Source organism: Rhodococcus sp. AB351 (assembly GCF_049538275.1).
GTDB lineage: Bacteria > Actinomycetota > Actinomycetes > Mycobacteriales > Mycobacteriaceae > Rhodococcus.
The window spans coordinates 33,436-51,779 of sequence record NZ_JBMVFW010000002.1 but is presented as its reverse complement, the minus strand read 5'-3'; the positions used below and the strand labels follow the sequence as shown (position 1 = coordinate 51,779).

The window sequence follows — 18,344 nt, the reverse complement described above, 5'->3', positions numbered from 1 at the left end:
CCGGGCATAACGGCCACTTGATGGCACCAATGCGCGCGAGAGCGGAAATTCCCGGCAGGTTCGGCTGCGGACCGCCGGTCCGACGCAGGTCCGACCCGGTGGAGGGCGCCGACTAGACTCGTCGGTTGTGGCCCACCCGATGATCGCTCCGTCCATCCTGTCCGCGGATTTCGCTCGTCTCGCCGACGAGGCGCAGGCCGTCGCCGGTGCCGACTGGCTCCACGTCGACGTGATGGACGCCCATTTCGTTCCGAACCTGACGCTCGGTCTTCCGGTCGTCGAGTCGCTGCTGAAGGCGACCGACATCCCGCTCGACTGTCACCTGATGATCGAGAACCCCGGCCGATGGGCTCCGCCCTACGCCGAGGCCGGTGCCCACAACGTCACCTTCCACGCCGAGGCGACCGACGACCCGGTCGCCGTGGCCCGCGACATCCGCGCGGCCGGCGGCAAGGCAGGGCTGTCCGTCAAGCCCGGCACCCCCATCGAGCCCTATCTCGAGATCCTGAAGGAATTCGACACGCTGCTCGTCATGAGCGTCGAGCCGGGCTTCGGTGGTCAGTCCTTCATCCCGGACGTCCTCGACAAGGCCCGTCAGGTGCGTCGCCTCGTCGACTCGGGTGAACTGCGTCTGCTCGTCGAGATCGACGGCGGCATCAACACCGACACCATCGAAGCCGCCGCGGAAGCCGGTGTGGACTGCTTCGTCGCCGGGTCCGCCGTCTACGGCGCCGCCGATCCCGGTGAGGCGGTCCGCAAGCTGCGGGCGCAGGCCGGGGCCGCGTCCCCGCACCTGACGCTCGCGCCGTGACCGCACCCGAGATCGCCGAAGCCCTCCAGTTCGCGCTCGACGCCTCGGAGGCCGTGCGGGGCACGACCAGCCCCAACCCGCCTGTCGGAGCGGTGATCCTCGACGCGGACGGCGTGGTGGCGGGTGTCGGGGCCACCGCACCACCCGGCGGTCCGCACGCGGAGGTCCGGGCACTCGAGGCCGCGGGCGAACGCGCGCGCGGCGGCACCGCCGTCGTCACCCTCGAACCGTGCAACCACACCGGCCGCACCGGCCCGTGCGCGCAGGCCCTCATCGAGGCGGGGATCGCGACGGTGTACTACTCCGTCGCCGACCCGAATCCCGTCGCCGGGGGAGGCGCCGACACCCTCCGCGCCGCGGGCATCACCGTGCATCCCGGCCTCGGTGCCGAGGCCGTCGCCCGCGGCCCGCTGCGGGCATGGCTGCATCGGCAGCACACCGGCCGGCCGCACGTGACGTGGAAGTACGCCGCGTCGATGGACGGCCGCAGCGCGGCCGCCGACGGCACGAGCAAGTGGATCTCCGGTCCCGAATCGCGTGCGCGCGTGCACGACCAGCGCAGCCGGCTCGACGCCATCATCGTCGGAACCGGCACCGTCCTCGCCGACGATCCGTGGCTGACCGCCCGTCTGCCCGACGGCGAACTCGCGCCGCACCAGCCGCTGCGGGTCGTCGTCGGGATGCGTGAGATCCCCACCTCCGCAAGGGTTCTCGACGACGCGGCGCCGACGCTGGTGTTGCGCACCCACGACATCGGGGAGGTGCTCGACGCGCTCGGCGACCGACCCGACGTGCTACTCGAGGGCGGCCCCCGGCTCGCGGGCGCCTTCCTCGCAGCGGGCTGCGTCGACCGCATCCAGGCCTACCTGGCGCCCGTCGTGCTCGGAGCCGGTGAGGCCGCCGTCGAGGACACCGGCGTGGGCACGATCTCCGACGCGCTACGGTTCCGCCGGGAACGGGTCGAAACCGTCGGCTCGGACATTCTGTTGACACTCGTCCCGGACCGGGACAACTGAATCGGACCCGGTCGCGGATCGGGAGCTAAGGAGCGGAACATGTTCACCGGCATCGTCGAGGAACTCGGGGAGATCGTCGCGAAGGAGGACCTCGCCGACGCGGCACGCTTCACCGTGCGCGGGCCGCTGGTCACCTCCGACGCCAAGCACGGCGATTCGATCGCGGTCAACGGGGTGTGCCTGACGGTCGTCGACGTCCTCGACGGCGGGGCCTTCACCGCCGATGTGATGCAGGAGACGCTGAACCGGTCGTCGCTCGGACAGCTCACCCTCGGGAGCTCCGTCAACCTCGAACGCGCCGCCGCACTGAACAGCCGCCTCGGCGGCCACCTCGTGCAGGGCCACGTCGACGCCACCGGCGCCGTCGTCTCCCGCACACCCTCGGCGAACTGGACCGTGGTGCGCATCTCGCTCCCGGCCGAAATCTCCCGCTACGTCGTCGAAAAGGGCTCGATCACCGTCGACGGTGTCTCGCTGACGGTCTCGGGTCTCGGAGGGGAACGAGGGGAGGAGTGGTTCGAGATCTCGCTCATCCCGACCACCCTGTCGCTGACGACTCTCGGCACGGCCGAGCCGGGCACCCTCGTCAACCTCGAGGTCGACGTGATCGCCAAGTACGTGGAGCGCCTGCAGAACGCGCGCTGACGCGTCGTACTGTGGAGATCGACAGTGGACGCGGAGCACGAGTCGTCCGGATACGAGAGTTGGAGTCCAGGGAAGTGACGAGGTTCGACACCATCGAGCGCGCGGTCGCCGACATCGCCGCCGGTAAGGCGGTCGTCGTGGTCGACGACGAAGACCGTGAAAACGAGGGCGACCTCATCTTCGCCGCGGAGAAGGCAACGCCGGAACTCGTGGCGTTCATGGTCCGCTACACATCCGGGTACCTGTGCGTGCCGCTGGACGGCGAGGACTGCGACCGTCTCGGTCTGCCTCCCATGTACAGCGTCAACCAGGACAAGCACGGCACCGCCTACACGGTCACCGTCGACGCGAAGGAAGGCATCGGCACGGGTATCTCCGCGTCCGACCGCGCCGCCACCATGCGGCTGCTCGCCGACCCGACCTCCACCGCCCAGGACTTCACGCGTCCCGGTCACGTGGTGCCGCTGCGCGCCAAGGAGGGCGGCGTCCTGCGCCGGCCCGGGCACACCGAGGCCGCCGTCGACCTCGCCCGCATGGCCGACCTGCGGCCGGCCGGCGTCATCTGCGAGATCGTCTCGCAGAAGGACGAAGGCGAGATGGCCCGCACCGACGAACTGCGGGTCTTCGCCGACGAGCACGAGCTCGCCCTGATCTCGATCGCGGATCTCATCGCGTGGCGCCGCAAGCACGAGAAGCATGTCGTGCGCGTCGCCGAGGCCCGCATCCCCACCCGGCACGGCGACTTCACGGCCGTCGGCTACCAGAGCATCTACGACGAGGTCGAACACGTCGCGCTCGTCCGCGGCGACATCGCCGGCCCGGACGGCGACGGCTCCGACGTGCTCGTGCGCGTGCACTCCGAATGCCTGACCGGCGACGTCTTCGGGTCGCTGCGCTGCGACTGCGGTCCGCAGCTCGACGCCGCCCTCGAGATGGTGGCCGAGGAAGGCCGCGGCGTCGTGCTGTACATGCGCGGCCACGAGGGACGCGGCATCGGCCTGATGCACAAGCTGCAGGCCTACCAGCTGCAGGACTCCGGTTCCGACACCGTCGACGCCAACCTGCAGCTCGGCCTGCCCGCCGACGCCCGCGACTACGGCATCGGCGCCCAGATCCTCGTCGACCTCGGCATCTCGTCGATGCGCCTGCTGACCAACAACCCGGCCAAGCGCGTCGGTCTCGACGGCTACGGCCTGCAGATCACCGAGCGCGTCCCGATGCCGTTGCGCGCGAACCGCGAGAACATCTCGTACCTGCGCACCAAGCGCGATCGCATGGGCCACGACCTGATCGGTCTCGACGAGTTCGACGAGGGAGACGCCTGATGAGCGGCGAAGGCCTGCCCGACCTGCAGCTCGCCGACGCCGCGGGACTGAGCCTCGCGATCGTCGCCGGTCGCTGGCACACCGAGATCTCCGACGCCCTCATCGCCGGCGCACAGCGTGTCGCCGAGCAGGCGGGCGTCACCGACGTCACCCTCGAGCGGGTCGCCGGAGCGATCGAGCTTCCCGTCGTCGCACAGCAGCTCGCCCGCACCCACGACGCGGTCGTCGCGCTCGGCGTGGTGATCCGTGGCGGCACGCCGCACTTCGAGTACGTGTGCGACGCCGTGACCTACGGCCTCACCCGGATCGCGCTCGACGAGGGCACCCCAGTGGGCAGCGGCGTCCTCACCACCGACACCGAACAGCAGGCCCGCGACCGCGCCGGTCTGCCCGGCTCCGCAGAGGACAAGGGCGGCCAGGCCTGCGCGGCGGCGCTCGACACTGCCGTGACCCTGCGGCGGCTGCGGAAGGCGGCGCGTTGACCCGCGACGAGACCGGCTGGGATCTCGAGGTACGCCCGGAGAAGATGCGGCGCTGGGTCGTCGTGGCGGCGGTCGTCGTCATGGCCCTCCACATCTTCGCGGCGCTCGTGCTCCGCGGGGGCGGCGACACCGGTGTGAACCTGCGGGTTGTCGACCAGATCGCGATCCTCGCCATCGGTGTCGTGCTCACCGGAGGCGTCCTGCTGTTCACCCGGCCGCGGCTGCGGGCGGGTGCCGACGGCGTCTCCGTCCGCAACGTGGTCGCCGAACGACACATCCCGTGGACCGACGTGCGCGGGCTGTTCTTCGACCACGGCGCACCCTGGGCCCGTCTCGAGCTGCCGTTCGACGAGTACGTGCCCGTCGTCGCCATCCAGGCGCGCGACGGGGAACGCGCCGTGGACGCGCTCGAGCTTTTCCGCGAACTCGAATCCCGCTACACCGTCCGCGACAACCACGACGGCGGCGGAGCCGTCAGGCGTAATGACGACGGCGGAGCCGTCAGTGACAAGGACGGCGGAGCCGTCAGGGGCGACGACTAGCCTGGACCTGTGCCCGACCCCTCGACATATCGCCCAGCCCCCGGTTCCATTCCCACGGAGCCGGGGGTCTACAAGTTCCGCGACCCGCACGGCCGGGTCGTCTACGTCGGCAAGGCGAAGAACCTCCGGTCCCGCCTGAACTCGTACTTCGCCGATATCGCCTCGCTGCATCCGCGCACCCGTCAGATGGTGACCACCGCGGGCCGGGTCGAGTGGACGGTGGTGCGCACCGAGGTCGAGGCACTCCAACTCGAGTACAACTGGATCAAGGAGTTCGACCCCCGGTTCAACGTCCGCTACCGCGACGACAAGACGTACCCGATGCTCGCGGTCACGTTGAACGAGGAATATCCCCGCCTGTTCGTCTATCGTGGGCCGCGCCGCAAGGGTGTGCGCTATTTCGGTCCCTACTCGCACGCCTGGGCGATCCGCGAGACCCTCGACCTGCTGCTGCGGGTGTTCCCGTCGCGCACGTGCTCGGCCGGGGTCTTCAAGCGGCACGCGCAGATCGGCCGCCCGTGCCTGCTCGGCTACATCGACAAGTGCTCCGCGCCGTGCGTCGGACGCGTCTCCGCCGACGAACATCGCCGCATCGTCGAGGACTTCTGCGACTTCCTCGCCGGTCGCACCGACAAGCTCGTCCGCGATGTCGAGAAGCGGATGCAGGCCGCCGCGGAGGAACTCGACTTCGAGACCGCAGCTCGCCTGCGCGACGATCTGGGGGCGCTGCGCAAGGCACTCGAGAAGCAGGCCGTCGTGCTCGGCGACGGCACCGACGCCGACCTCGTGGCGTTCGCGGGCGACGACCTCGAGGTGGCCGTCCAGGTCTTCCATGTGCGCGGCGGTCGCGTGCGGGGTCAGCGGGGCTGGGTCGTCGAGAAGTCCGGTGACGTGCTCGACCGTCCCGAGGACCGCGACGTCGAAGGCGTCGAGGCCGCCGAGGGGACCGACGACGCCGAAGAACTCTCGCTGCTCGTCGAACAGTTCCTCACCCAGTTCTACGGCGAGGAGGCCGCGCTCGGCACCGACGACGCGGACGCCACCAGCGCTGTGCCGCGCGAGGTGCTCGTTCCCGCCCTGCCGCCCGACCCGGACGAGATGAGCCGCTGGCTCGGGCGCCTGCGCGGCGGTCCCGTGCGTCTGCGCATCCCGCAGCGCGGCGACAAGAAGGCACTGGCCGACACGGTCGAGCGCAATGCCAAGGAAGCACTCGCGCAGCACAAGCTGCGGCGCGCGGGCGACTTCAACGCCCGATCGGCGGCGTTGCAGGGCATCCAGGACGCCCTCGACCTCGACTCGGCGCCGCTGCGCATCGAGTGCGTCGACATCAGCCACGTGCAGGGCACCGACGTCGTCGCATCGCTGGTCGTCTTCGAGGACGGGTTGCCCCGTAAGTCCGACTACCGGCACTACGCCATCAAGCACGCCGCCGGCGACGGGCACTCCGACGACGTCGCTTCGATCGCCGAGGTCACGCGCCGGCGTTTCCTCCGCCACAACCGCGACCTCGCCCGGCAGGCAGATCCGGACGGTTCCGCCCCGGAGGGAGGCGACGGCGGGGATCTGGCGCCCGAAGCGGCACTGGACCCGGCGACGGGCCGTCCGCGGCGGTTCGCCTATCCGCCGAACCTGTTCGTCGTCGACGGTGGTGCACCGCAGGTCGCGGCTGCGGCCGAGGTCCTCGACGAACTCGGTGTCACCGATGTCGCGGTCGTCGGACTCGCGAAGCGTCTCGAGGAGGTGTGGGTGCCGGGGGAGGAGGATCCGGTGATCCTCCCGCGGACCAGCGAGTCGCTGTTCCTGCTGCAGCGCATCCGCGACGAGGCACACCGTTTCGCGATCACCTACCACCGCAGCAAGCGGTCCAAGCGCATGACGGCCTCCGCTCTCGACGGGGTCCGCGGTCTCGGCGATACCCGGCGCAAGGCGCTCGTCACCCACTTCGGGTCCGTCGCGCGACTGCGGGAGGCGAGCGTCGAGGAGATCACCGCGGTGCCCGGGATCGGGCAGGCCACGGCGAAGGCCGTCCTCAAGGCGCTGCGGGGCGACACCCCGACTCCGACCGAATCGCCGCAGGACGCCGACGGCCCGACCATCACGGATGCGAGCGCCCCGATTGCCGCGGGCGCGAGCGCCCCGATTGCCGCGGATGCGGGCGACACGCCGGTAGGCGATGATGGCTCCGTCGGCGTGTCGGGAGTACGAGCGGAGTCGGAACAGTGACCGAAGTGGGTCGGATCCCGGGAATGGCGGACGGTTCGGAACAGAGGGTCGACGGTGAACGGCCGGCGCAGGCCGAGGTCATCGTCGTCACCGGCCTGTCCGGAGCGGGACTGAGTACGGCGGCGACCGCCCTCGAGGATCTCGGGTGGTACGTCGCGGAGAACCTCCCGCCCCAGCTGATGCTGTCGATGATCGATCTCGCCGTCCAGGCCGAACCTCCGCTGCAACGTCTCGCCGTGGTGATGGACGTGCGCAGCCGGTTGTTCACCGGCGACCTCGAACGCGTCGTCACCGATCTGGCGGCCCGCCCGGTCAACACCCGGGTGTTGTTCCTCGAAGCGGCCGACTCGGTGCTCGTCCGGCGGTTCGAGCAGGTACGCCGCAGTCATCCGCTGCAGTCCGACACGGCCGATCGCACGCTCACCGACGGCATCGCCGTCGAACGCGAGCAGCTTGCTCCCGTGAAGGCCGCGGCCGACCTCGTCATCGATACCTCCGCGCTGTCCGGGCCCGATCTGCGTCGCAAGATCGAGGCGGCCTTCGGCGACGCCGCATCCGACACCATCCGGGTGACCGTGGAGTCGTTCGGCTTCAAGTACGGCCTGCCCATGGACTCCGACGTCGTGTGCGACGTGCGGTTCCTGCCGAACCCCCACTGGATCGCCGAACTGCGTCCGCACACCGGGCAGGACGCGGCGGTGCGCGACTATGTACTCTCCCGCGACGGTGCCGAGGACTATCTCGCCACCTATCACCGGCTGCTCGATCTGACGACCGCCGGTTACCGTCGGGAGGGGAAGCGCTACATGACGATTGCAGTGGGCTGCACCGGAGGGAAACACCGGAGCGTGGCGATGGCCGAGGCCCTCGCCGCACGCCTCGAGCAGGCACCGGATCTGACGGTGAACGTGGTGCACCGGGATCTGGGGCGCGAGTGAACGCCGCCGAGACTCCCGACTCCGACAGCACGCCGAACTCCGAGAGCGCTCCGGGCTCCGGGACGGTGCCCGGTCCTGCGATCACCGCGCTCGGCGGCGGCCACGGCCTGTACGCGACGCTCAGCGCCGTCCGGCGCCTCACCGACCGGGTCACCGCCGTCGTGACCGTCGCCGACGACGGAGGATCCTCGGGACGGCTGCGCGCCGAACTCGGCGTCGTCCCACCCGGCGACCTGCGCATGGCGCTCGCCGCACTCGCCGGCCGCGACGACGAGGTCCGGGTGTGGACCGAGACCGTGCAACACCGCTTCGGCGGCACGGGCGCCCTCGCCGGGCACTCCGTCGGCAACCTCATCCTCGCCGGCCTCGCCGAAGTGGCGGGCGACACCGTCACCGCCCTCGACATGCTCGCCCGCGTCCTCGACGTGCGCGGCCGTGTGCTGCCGATGTCGCCGATCCCGCTCGACATCGAGGCCGACGTGTCGGGACTCGAATCCGACCCGCGGGTGAGCCGCTGCATCCGGGGACAGGTCGCGGTGGCGACCACCCCGGGCAAGGTGCGCCGCGTCCGCCTGATCCCCGCCGATCCGCCGGCCTGCCCGCCGGCGCTCGACGCCGTGTGCGAGGCCGATCTCGTGGTGCTCGGCCCGGGATCCTGGTTCTCGAGCGTCATCCCGCACGTGCTCGTCCCGGACCTGCACGAGGCGCTGGTCCACACGACGGCGCTCAAGGTCCTCGTGCTCAACCTCGCGGCGGAACCGGGGGAGACCGCAGGCTTCTCCGCGGAACGTCACCTGCACGTTCTCGCGCAGCACGCCCCCGATTTCCGTGTCGACCACGTCGTCGTGGATGCTGCCTCGGTACCGGAAGGACGCGAGCGCGAGCACTTGAGCCGGTCCGCGGCCCGATTCGGAGCGGACGTCTCGTTCGTCGACGTCGCCGAGACCGGTACGCATCGACACGACCCCGCCAAGTTGGCGGGGGCACTGGAAACATGTCTGTCCTCGCGCGGTGGAGTCCGTGCCGCGCGCGGGGGCGGGAGGGAGAGCGTCTCGTGGCAATGACAGCGGAGGTCAAGGACGAGCTGAGCAGGTTGTCGGTCACCAGGATCAGCAATCGCAAGGCCGAGGTGTCCGCCCTCCTGCGCTTCGCCGGGGGATTGCACATCGTCGCCGGACGGGTGGTCGTCGAGGCCGAGGTCGACCTCGGATCGATCGCACGTCGCCTCCGCCGCGAGATCTTCGAGCTCTACAGCTATCCCGCCGAGATCCAGGTGCTCGGCGCGGGCGGTCTGCGCAAGAGCTCCCGGTACATCGTCCGCGTCGGCAAGGACGGTGAGGCGCTGGCCCGCCGCACCGGCCTGCTCGACGGGCGCGGACGACCCGTGCGCGGACTGCCTGCGCAGGTGGTCGGTGGCAGCGTCTCCGACTCCGCCGCGGCGTGGCGCGGAGCGTTCCTCGCCCACGGTTCGCTCACCGAACCGGGCCGTTCCTCGGCCCTCGAGGTCAGCTGCCCCGGCCCGGAGGCCGCCCTCGCGCTCGTCGGCGCCGCCCGCCGGCTCGGCGTCACCGCCAAGGCACGTGAGGTGCGCGGCGCCGACCGCGTGGTGATCCGCGACGGCGAGGCCATCGGCGCGCTGCTCACCCACATGGGCGCGCAGGACACCCGGCTGGTCTGGGAGGAACGTCGCATGCGCCGCGAGGTGCGGGCGACCGCGAACCGTCTCGCCAACTTCGACGACGCCAATCTGCGCCGGTCCGCACGCGCCGCCGTCGCTGCCGCTGCGCGGGTCGAGCGGGCGTTGGCGATCCTGGGCGCCGACGTTCCCGATCACCTCGCCGCCGCCGGCGCGCTGCGCGTGCAGCACCGTCAGGCGTCCCTCGAGGAACTCGGTCAGCTCGCCGATCCGCCGATGACCAAGGATGCCGTCGCGGGACGGATCCGCCGTCTGCTGTCGATGGCGGATCGTCGAGCGAAGGAACTCGGGATCCCCGACACGGAGTCGGCCGTCACCGCTGAGTTGCTGGACGAGGCATAGCGGGGCAGGCTTGCAAAGGAGTTCGCGCCACGACCGGGCGGCTCCCCGCAGTACGGCCACATCCCACTAGGGTGGAGGTCACACGAGCACGAGCACCACCACGACCATCGAATACTGGGCAAAGGAGCTTCATTGTGACTGTCCGCGTAGGCGTGAACGGATTCGGACGCATCGGGCGCAACTTCTTCCGGGCGGTCGAGGCACAGAAGGCACTCGGTACCACCGACATCGAGATCGTTGCCGTCAACGACCTCACCGACAACGACACCCTCGCGACGCTCCTGAAGTACGACTCGATCCTGGGGCGCCTCGACAAGGACGTGCATGTCGAGGGCGACGACATCGTCGTCGGCGACCGGAAGATCAAGGCCCTCTCGATCAAGGAAGGCCCCTCCGCTCTACCGTGGGGCGACCTCGGTGTCGACGTCGTCGTCGAGTCCACCGGCATCTTCACCAACGCCGCCAAGGCGAAGGGTCACATCGACGCCGGTGCCAAGAAGGTCATCATCTCGGCGCCCGCCACCGACGAGGACATCACCATCGTCATGGGTGTCAACCACGACAAGTACGACGGCACGCAGAACATCATCTCCAACGCCTCGTGCACCACGAACTGCCTCGGCCCCCTCGCAAAGGTGCTGAACGACGAGTTCGGCATCGAGAAGGGCCTGATGACCACGATCCACGCGTACACCCAGGACCAGAACCTGCAGGATGGACCGCACAAGGATCTGCGTCGCGCTCGCGCCGCCGCCCTGAACATCGTCCCCACCGGCACAGGCGCCGCCAAGGCCATCGGCCTCGTGCTCCCCGAGTTGCTCGGCAAGCTCGACGGCTACGCGCTGCGCGTCCCGGTCCCGACGGGCTCGGTCACCGACCTCACCGCGACCCTCACCAAGAAGGCCACCGCCGACGAGGTCAACGCCGCACTGAAGGCTGCCGCGGAAGGTCCGCTGAAGGGCATCCTGAAGTACAACACCGATCCGATCGTGTCCTCGGACATCGTCACCGACCCGCACTCGTCGATCTTCGACGCGCCTCTGACCAAGGTCATCGACGAGCAGGTCAAGGTCGTCTCCTGGTACGACAACGAGTGGGGCTACTCGAATCGTCTTGCCGACCTCACCGGTCTCGTCGGCAAGTCTCTCTGAAACTCGTAGAACAGGACATTTGAACAGTGGCAGTTCAGACCCTCGAGGATCTGCTCGACGCAGGTGTGGAGGGTCGGGGCGTACTCGTGCGCTCCGACCTCAACGTCCCGCTCGACGGCGAGACGATCACCGATGCCGGCCGCATCCTCGCGTCCGCGCCCACCATCCGCACGCTCGCGGAGGCCGGGGCCAAGGTCGTCGTGACCGCGCACCTCGGCCGCCCCAAGGGCGAGCCGGATCCGAAGTACTCGCTCGCGCCCGTCGCAGCGAAGCTCGGTGAGGTGCTCGGCCGCAACGTCCAGCTCGCCTCCGACGTCGTCGGGCAGGATGCGCTCGCGCGTTCCGAAGGGCTGACCGACGGCGACATCCTCCTGCTCGAGAACGTCCGCTTCGACGCTCGCGAGACCAGCAAGGACGACGCCGCGCGGCTCGCCTTCGCCCGCGAGCTCGTCGAGCTCGTCGGTGACGACGGCGCATTCGTCTCCGACGGCTTCGGTGTCGTGCACCGCAAGCAGGCGTCGGTCTACGACGTCGCGACGCTGCTCCCGCACTACGCGGGTGGTCTCGTCGCGGCCGAGGTCGACGTGCTCGCCAAGCTCACCACCGACACCGAGCGTCCGTACGCCGTGGTGCTCGGCGGCTCGAAGGTCTCCGACAAGCTCGGGGTCATCGAGGCGCTCGCACCCAAGGTCGACACGCTCGTCATCGGTGGCGGTATGTGCTTCACCTTCCTTGCGGCACAGGGCTACTCGGTCGGCACCTCGCTGCTCGAGGAGTCGATGATCGACACCTGCAAGCAGTTGCTCGAACGCTTCGGCGACGTCATCCACATCCCGCAGGACGTGGTGGTGGCCGACAAGTTCGCGGCCGACGCGCAGTCGCAGACCGTCGCGGCCGACTCCATCCCCGACGGATGGATGGGCCTCGACATCGGACCGGAATCCGTGCAGCGCTTCGCCTCGCTCCTCGGCTCGGCGAAGACGGTGTTCTGGAACGGCCCGATGGGTGTGTTCGAGTTCGAGAACTTCGCGGCCGGCACGAAGGGTGTCGCGGAAGCGATCATCGAGGCCACCGGCAAGGGAGCGTTCAGTGTCGTCGGCGGCGGCGACTCCGCTGCGGCCGTGCGGTCGCTCGGACTCGGTGAGGACCGCTTCTCGCACATCTCCACCGGTGGTGGCGCCTCCCTCGAATACCTCGAGGGCAAGGAACTGCCCGGCATCGCAGTTCTGGAGGGCTGACGGTCATGGCACGGACACCGCTCATCGCGGGCAACTGGAAGATGAACCTCAACCACCTCGAGGCCATCGCCCTGGTGCAGAAGATCGCGTTCACCCTTCCCGAGAAGTACCTCGAGAAGGTCGACGTGACGGTCATCCCGCCGTTCACCGACATCCGCTCGGTGCAGACCCTCGTCGAGGGCGACAAGCTCGGCATCACCTACGGAGCCCAGGACCTGTCGGTCCATGACTCCGGCGCCTACACCGGCGAGATCTCCGGCGCGATGCTCGCGAAGCTCGGCTGCACCTACGTGGTGGTCGGGCACTCGGAGCGTCGCACCCTGCACGGTGAGACCGACGAGATCGTCCGCGACAAGACCAAGGCCGCGCTGCGGCACGGTCTCACGCCGATCGTGTGCATCGGCGAAGGACTCGACGTCCGCGAAGCCGGCAACCACGTCGAGTACAACGTCGAGCAGTTGAAGAACTCGCTCGCCGGCCTGTCCGCCGAGGAGATCGCGAAGATCGTCGTCGCGTACGAGCCGGTCTGGGCCATCGGCACGGGCAAGGTCGCCTCGGCGGCCGACGCGCAGGAGGTGTGCGCCGCGGTGCGCAACACTCTCGCCGAGCTGGCCTCGCCCGAGGTCGCGGCGTCGGTCCGCGTCCTGTACGGCGGGTCGGTCAACGCCAAGAACATCGGTGAGCTCATCGCCCAGCCCGACATCGACGGCGGTCTCGTGGGAGGCGCCTCCCTCAAGGCCGACGAATTCGCTCAGCTTTCTGCGATCGCCGCAGGCGGTCCTCTCCTCTAGAGCGACCGGCGCTCGCTACCGTGGGGTGCGGGATCTCGACGAGATCCTGCACCCCACTCGCGTTTCGCCTCGCCGCAGTGTGGCCGCCGCGACGCGCGTACCCTCGTCGACCGTCTCCGGCACACCCGCAACATCCCCGTATGACGAGCGGGTAAGCTGACGCCGACGTCGCCCACCATCCGAAGGACATCGAACACCGACATGGAACTGTTCCTGGACATCCTCCTGATCGTCACGAGCCTGTTGCTCATCCTGCTGGTGCTGCTGCACCGCGGTAAGGGCGGTGGTCTGTCCAGCCTGTTCGGTGGCGGAGTCCAGTCCAATCTCTCGGGCTCGACGGTGGCGGAGAAGAACCTCGACCGTCTCACCGTCTTCACCGGTCTCATCTGGGTGATCTCGATCCTCGGCATCGGACTGCAGATCAAGTTCAGCTGATCCCGGCGGGCGCATGCCCGCTGCCGCGGTCGCGCCCCGGCCGCCAGGCACAGATACTGGCCGTATGACGGACACAGTGCCTGCTTCTGCGACCGAACCCCTCCGCGAGGACATCCGCCTGCTCGGCGGCATTCTCGGCAACGTCATCCGTGAGCAGGCGGGACCCGAGACCTTCGACCTGGTCGAGTCCGCCCGGGTGGAGAGTTTCCGGATCCGGCGCTCCGAGATCGACCGCACCGAACTCGCCGAACGCTTCGCCGGCGTCGCCACCGACGACCTGCTTCCCGTCGCCCGGGCGTTCAGCCATTTCGGTCTGCTCGCCAATCTCGCCGAGGATCTGCACCGCGAACGACGTCGGGCCCTGCACGTGCGCGCAGGCGACCCGCCGCAGGACAGCACCCTCGCCGCCACCTACGCCAAACTCGACGCTGCCGGCCCGAGCCTCGACGCCGACACCGTGACCGACGCACTCGCCTCGGCACTCGTCGCTCCCGTCATCACCGCTCACCCCACCGAAACCCGCCGACGCACCGTCTTCGACGTCCAGACCGCGGTCACCGAGCTCATGCGGCGCCGGGAGAGGACCGACGACCCCGTTGCGCTCGAGGAGATCGACCGCGCCCTGTACCGGCACATCCTCACTCTCTGGGACACCGCGCTCATCAGGCTCGCGCGCCTGAGGATCAGCGACGAGATCGACAACGGTCTGCGCTACTACGACCTCGCGCTGTTCGACGTCGTTCCGGCGCTCAACGCCGAAGTGCGCCGCGAACTCCGGCGTCGCTGGCCCGACGCGGCAGTGCTCACCGAACCGCTGGTGCGGCCCGGAACGTGGATCGGCGGCGACCGCGACGGCAACCCCAATGTCGACGGCGAGGTCGTCACCACTGCCGCGAATCGCGCCTGTGAGACCGCGCTGCGACATCACCTCACCGAACTCGCTGCGCTCGAACGCGCACTGTCGATGTCCGAACGCACCGCGACCATCAGCAGCGCCCTGAAGAAGCTCGCCGACGACTCGGGCGACGACAATCCCGCCCACAGCGACGAGCCGTACCGGCGTGCCGTGCACGGCATCCGCGCTCGCCTCACCGCGACCGCGGACAGGCTGCTGCCCGGCGTCGATCTGCCCCACACGGTGCGTATTCCATGCGAGCCCTATGCCACCCCGGCCCGCCTGCACACCGACCTGAACATCGTCGACGCCTCGCTGCGTGCCGGCGGCGCGGCCGTGATCGCCGACGATCGGCTCGCGCACCTGCGCAGCGCCGTCGAGGTCTTCGGCTTCCATCTCGCGCCGCTCGATCTGCGGCAGAACTCCGAGGTCCACGAGAACGTCGTCGCCGAACTGCTCTCCTGGGCGGGGGTGACCGACCGCTACCGCGACCTGCCGGAGGACGACAAGGTCGCGCTGCTCACCGCGGAGTTGCGGATCCGACGTCCGCTCACTGCTCCTGACGCCCACCTGTCGGACGAGACCGCCAAGGAACTAGGCATCCTGCGTGCCGCCGCCGAAGTGGTCCGTCGTATCGGACCGGCCGCCATCGAGCATTACATCATCAGCATGTGCACCTCGGTGTCCGACCTGCTCGAGGTCGAGGTCCTGCTCAAGGAGGTCGGGCTGCTCGATCTCGACCGCGGTTATCCGCGCAGCACGGTGCAGGTCATCCCGCTGTTCGAGACGATCGACGACCTGCGCGGCGGTGCCGCCACGTTGACCGCCGCACTCGCAGTGCCCGAGTTCCGCAGCCTCGTCGACGGACACGACGGACTGCAGGAGATCATGCTGGGCTACTCCGATTCCAACAAGGACGGCGGTTATCTCACCGCCAACTGGGCGCTCTATCGCGCGGAACTCGACCTCGTCGAGGCTGCGCGTACCGCCGGGATCCGGCTGCGCCTGTTCCACGGTCGCGGCGGCACCGTCGGCCGCGGTGGCGGACCGAGCTACGACGCCATCCTCGCCCAGCCGCCCGGCGCGGTCCAGGGCTCGCTGCGTCTGACCGAGCAGGGCGAGGTCATCGCCGCGAAGTACCGCGAACCGGTGCTTGCCCGCCGTAACCTGGAGGCTCTCGTCTCGGCGACCCTCGAGTCGAGCCTGCTCGACGTCGAGGGCCTCGGCAAGGACGCACCGGAGGCCTACCGGATCCTCGACGAACTCGCCGATCTCGCTCGCGCCGCGTACAGCCGCCTCGTACACGAAACACCGGGTTTCGTCGAGTACTTCACCGCCGCGACACCGGTCTCGGAGATCGGTGCCCTCAACATCGGCAGCCGTCCCGCGTCCCGCAAACAGACGAAGGCGATCAGCGACCTGCGCGCCATCCCGTGGGTGCTCTCGTGGACCCAGAGCCGCGTGATGCTCCCCGGCTGGTACGGCACGGGTACAGCCGTGCAGGACTGGGTGGCCGGTGATCCGGACCGGTTGGCGACCCTGCAGGATCTCTACCGTCGCTGGCCGTTCTTCCGTTCGGTGCTGTCGAACATGGCGCAGGTGCTCGCCAAGTCCGATCTCGGCCTGGCCGCCCGGTACTCCGAACTCGTCGAGGACACCGAACTGCGCGAGCGGGTGTTCGGCAGCATCGTCGACGAGCACGCCCGCACGGTCGACGCCTACCGGCAGATCACGGGATACGACTCGCTCGTCGCGGACAATCCGGCGCTCGAGCGGTCGCTGCACAACCGCTTCCCGTATCTCGAACCGCTCAACCACCTGCAGGTCGAATTGCTGCGGCGGTTCCGTGCCGGGGAGGACACCGACCGGGTCCGGCGCGGTATCCAGATCACGATGAACGGTCTCGCCACGGCGTTGCGCAACAGCGGCTAGAAATTTTTTCTCGTCGGTTGTCGATACGGCAGGTGTCCGCTCGTCGTGATGGTGTAGGACGAACACCACACAGACGGGAGCAACCGCGATGAAGTACATGCTGCTGATCTACGCATCCACGACCGACGAGCCCACCTGCACCTTCGAGGACTGGCAGGACTACGAGAAGGCGATGCGCGATGCGGGTGTCCTCGTGTCCGGGCACGCCCTGCAGGATCTCGTCACCGCGACGACCGTGCAGGTCGACGCGGACGGACGACGCACGGTGACCGATGGGCCGTTCGGCGAGAGCCGCGAGGTGCTCGGCGGATACGACGTCATCGACGTCGGCAGCCTCGACGAGGCACTCGACTGGGCGGCACGCTGCCCCGGGTCGAGGGACGGCGGCACGGTCGTCGTGCGGCCGATCGCCGACTTCGGGGACTGAGCGATGGGGGAGTCGGCCGCCGCCGTCGAGTCGGTGTTCCGTGAGGAACACGGCCGGCTCCTCGCCGCGCTCGTCCATCGCTTCGGCGATCTCGATCTCGCCGAAGAGGTCGCATCGGAGGCACTCGAGGCGGCGCTCGTGCACTGGCCGGTCGACGGTGTGCCCGAGCGTCCGGGCGCGTGGCTCCTCACCACGGCCAGGCGCCGAGCGCTGGATCGGGTGCGCCGCGACCGCGTGTACGCGATGCGGCTGGCGGAACTCGCCGTCGACACCGAACGTCGCGCGTCGTACGAGCCGCCTGGGGCCGGGGAACTGCCGGACGACCGCCTCGAGCTGTTCTTCACGTGCGCCCACCCTGCCCTCGCGACGGACGACCGCGTGGCGCTGATCCTGCGTTGTCTCGGTGGTCTCACCACGAACGAGGTCGCGCGGGCCTTCCTCGTCCCGTCGCCGACGATGGCCCAGCGGATCGTACGGGCCAAGAAGAAGATCCGCGGTGCCCGCATCCCGTTCCGGGTGCCCGGACCGGACGAACTGCCCGAGCGGCTGCCCGTGGTGCTCGCGGCGCTGTACTCGATCTTCACCGAGGGCTACGCCGCGAGCAGCGGCGAACATCTGCAACGCCCCGACCTGGCCGAGGAAGCGATCCGTCTCACGCGCATCCTGCACCGGCTGATGCCGGCGGAACGGGAGGTGAGCGGGTTGCTCGCGCTGATGCTGCTCGTCCACGCCCGCCGGGACGCGCGCACCGACCCGTCCGGCGCCGTGATGCTGCTCGAGGTGCAGGACCGTTCCCGGTGGGATCGCGCGATGATCGACGAGGGCAGTGCACTGGTGGTCGCCGCGCTCACCGGAGGACCACCCGGACCGTACGGGGTGCAGGCCGCGATAGCCGCGCTGCACGACGAAGCGAGCGACCTCGACAGCACCGACTGGCCGCAGATCGTCGCCCTCTACGACGTGCTGACTGCCATGAGCCCGTCACCGGTCGTCGCACTGAACCGCGCCGTTGCGGTTGCGATGCGCGACGGGCCCGCGGCCGGCCTCGAACTCCTCGACGGACTCGCCGAGGAGCCGGGTCTGCGCGACTACGGGCCGTACGTGGTGGCGCGGGCCGAGTTGCTGGCCCGGGTCGGCCGGAAAGGCGAAGCGGCCGAAGCATATCGGCGGGCGTTCGAGCTCGCCGGTACCGAACCCGAGCGACGCCACCTCAGGGCGAGGTCGGCGGAGTTGTCGCGTTCGCGCGAGTTGTGACCGACCCCGGTGCGCCGAGACCTCCGATCAGGACGGAGCGGCGCGGTTCGGCGGTTCGTATAGCCGGATACCTCGAGGTCGTAGCGCTTCGGCGTGTACCACTCCGGATCGACCCAGTGCGGATTCCGTAGCCGGGCCGCCAGACGGTCCTCCCGGAGCCTGACGCTCTCGTGGACTTTCAGTCCTTCGGGAGATCGTGTC

The 18,344-nt window shown here is 69.5% G+C and carries 17 protein-coding genes; all 17 read left to right on the top strand.

The features are described from left to right. Positions 1-127 precede the first annotated feature (127 nt). The 17 genes from rpe (at position 128) to ACPCXD_RS06180 (ending at position 18,143) form a co-directional block, all read left to right on the top strand. The gene (gene rpe, locus ACPCXD_RS06260; RefSeq protein ID WP_060653315.1) at positions 128-811 is read left to right on the top strand and encodes a ribulose-phosphate 3-epimerase; all 684 of its coding nucleotides are present in this window, start codon (positions 128-130) and stop codon (positions 809-811) included. Next, positions 808-1,827: a bifunctional diaminohydroxyphosphoribosylaminopyrimidine deaminase/5-amino-6-(5-phosphoribosylamino)uracil reductase RibD gene (ribD, locus tag ACPCXD_RS06255; RefSeq protein WP_423658922.1), complete on the top strand. Its 1,020-nt coding sequence runs from the start codon at positions 808-810 to the stop codon at positions 1,825-1,827. Before rpe ends, ribD begins: the two co-directional genes overlap by 4 nt. 39 nt (positions 1,828-1,866) lie before the next feature. Then, positions 1,867-2,472: a riboflavin synthase gene (locus ACPCXD_RS06250; RefSeq protein WP_423658920.1), complete on the top strand. Its 606-nt coding sequence runs from the start codon at positions 1,867-1,869 to the stop codon at positions 2,470-2,472. A gap of 74 nt (positions 2,473-2,546) precedes the next feature. Continuing rightward, positions 2,547-3,797 (top strand): bifunctional 3,4-dihydroxy-2-butanone-4-phosphate synthase/GTP cyclohydrolase II, encoded by a 1,251-nt coding sequence (locus ACPCXD_RS06245; protein ID WP_016691693.1) that lies wholly within the window; start codon positions 2,547-2,549, stop codon positions 3,795-3,797. Beyond that, positions 3,797-4,279, top strand: a complete 483-nt coding sequence (ribH, locus tag ACPCXD_RS06240; RefSeq protein ID WP_423658918.1) for a 6,7-dimethyl-8-ribityllumazine synthase — start codon at positions 3,797-3,799, stop codon at positions 4,277-4,279. The genes ACPCXD_RS06245 and ribH overlap by 1 nt, the downstream gene beginning before the upstream one ends. Next, on the top strand, positions 4,276-4,821 hold the full coding sequence (locus ACPCXD_RS06235; RefSeq protein WP_160875014.1) for a PH domain-containing protein: 546 nt from the start codon (positions 4,276-4,278) through the stop codon (positions 4,819-4,821). Before ribH ends, ACPCXD_RS06235 begins: the two co-directional genes overlap by 4 nt. Positions 4,822-4,830: 9 nt before the next feature. Next, positions 4,831-7,044 carry an excinuclease ABC subunit UvrC gene (gene uvrC, locus ACPCXD_RS06230; RefSeq protein WP_423658916.1) on the top strand — a complete coding sequence of 738 codons (2,214 nt, stop codon included), beginning with the start codon at positions 4,831-4,833 and terminating at the stop codon, positions 7,042-7,044. Between the two features lie 23 nt (positions 7,045-7,067). Then, positions 7,068-7,982 (top strand): RNase adapter RapZ, encoded by a 915-nt coding sequence (gene rapZ, locus ACPCXD_RS06225; RefSeq protein WP_016691697.1) that lies wholly within the window; start codon positions 7,068-7,070, stop codon positions 7,980-7,982. After that, a complete protein-coding gene (locus ACPCXD_RS06220; protein ID WP_016691698.1) occupies positions 7,979-9,046 on the top strand; it encodes a gluconeogenesis factor YvcK family protein in 1,068 nt (355 codons plus the stop codon). The genes rapZ and ACPCXD_RS06220 overlap by 4 nt, the downstream gene beginning before the upstream one ends. Further along, positions 9,037-10,020: a DNA-binding protein WhiA gene (whiA, locus tag ACPCXD_RS06215; protein WP_006551475.1), complete on the top strand. Its 984-nt coding sequence runs from the start codon at positions 9,037-9,039 to the stop codon at positions 10,018-10,020. Before ACPCXD_RS06220 ends, whiA begins: the two co-directional genes overlap by 10 nt. Positions 10,021-10,154: 134 nt before the next feature. Then, positions 10,155-11,171, top strand: coding sequence for a type I glyceraldehyde-3-phosphate dehydrogenase (gene gap, locus ACPCXD_RS06210; protein ID WP_160875018.1), 1,017 nt, complete (start codon positions 10,155-10,157; stop codon positions 11,169-11,171). A 26-nt stretch (positions 11,172-11,197) separates the two neighbouring features. Further along, positions 11,198-12,409: a phosphoglycerate kinase gene (locus ACPCXD_RS06205; protein WP_016691701.1), complete on the top strand. Its 1,212-nt coding sequence runs from the start codon at positions 11,198-11,200 to the stop codon at positions 12,407-12,409. Positions 12,410-12,414: 5 nt separating this feature from the next. Beyond that, positions 12,415-13,200, top strand: a complete 786-nt coding sequence (gene tpiA, locus ACPCXD_RS06200; protein ID WP_160875020.1) for a triose-phosphate isomerase — start codon at positions 12,415-12,417, stop codon at positions 13,198-13,200. Between the two features lie 201 nt (positions 13,201-13,401). After that, complete coding sequence (gene secG, locus ACPCXD_RS06195; protein WP_060653243.1) at positions 13,402-13,635, top strand: preprotein translocase subunit SecG; 234 nt, start codon at positions 13,402-13,404, stop codon at positions 13,633-13,635. A gap of 64 nt (positions 13,636-13,699) precedes the next feature. Then, positions 13,700-16,462, top strand: a complete 2,763-nt coding sequence (gene ppc / locus ACPCXD_RS06190) for a phosphoenolpyruvate carboxylase (RefSeq protein WP_423658912.1) — start codon at positions 13,700-13,702, stop codon at positions 16,460-16,462. Positions 16,463-16,550: 88 nt separating this feature from the next. After that, entirely contained in the window at positions 16,551-16,889 is a 339-nt protein-coding gene (locus ACPCXD_RS06185) for a YciI family protein (protein WP_088898512.1), read from the top strand. A gap of 3 nt (positions 16,890-16,892) precedes the next feature. Beyond that, positions 16,893-18,143, top strand: coding sequence for an RNA polymerase sigma factor (locus ACPCXD_RS06180; RefSeq protein WP_423658909.1), 1,251 nt, complete (start codon positions 16,893-16,895; stop codon positions 18,141-18,143). Positions 18,144-18,344: the final 201 nt, after the last annotated feature.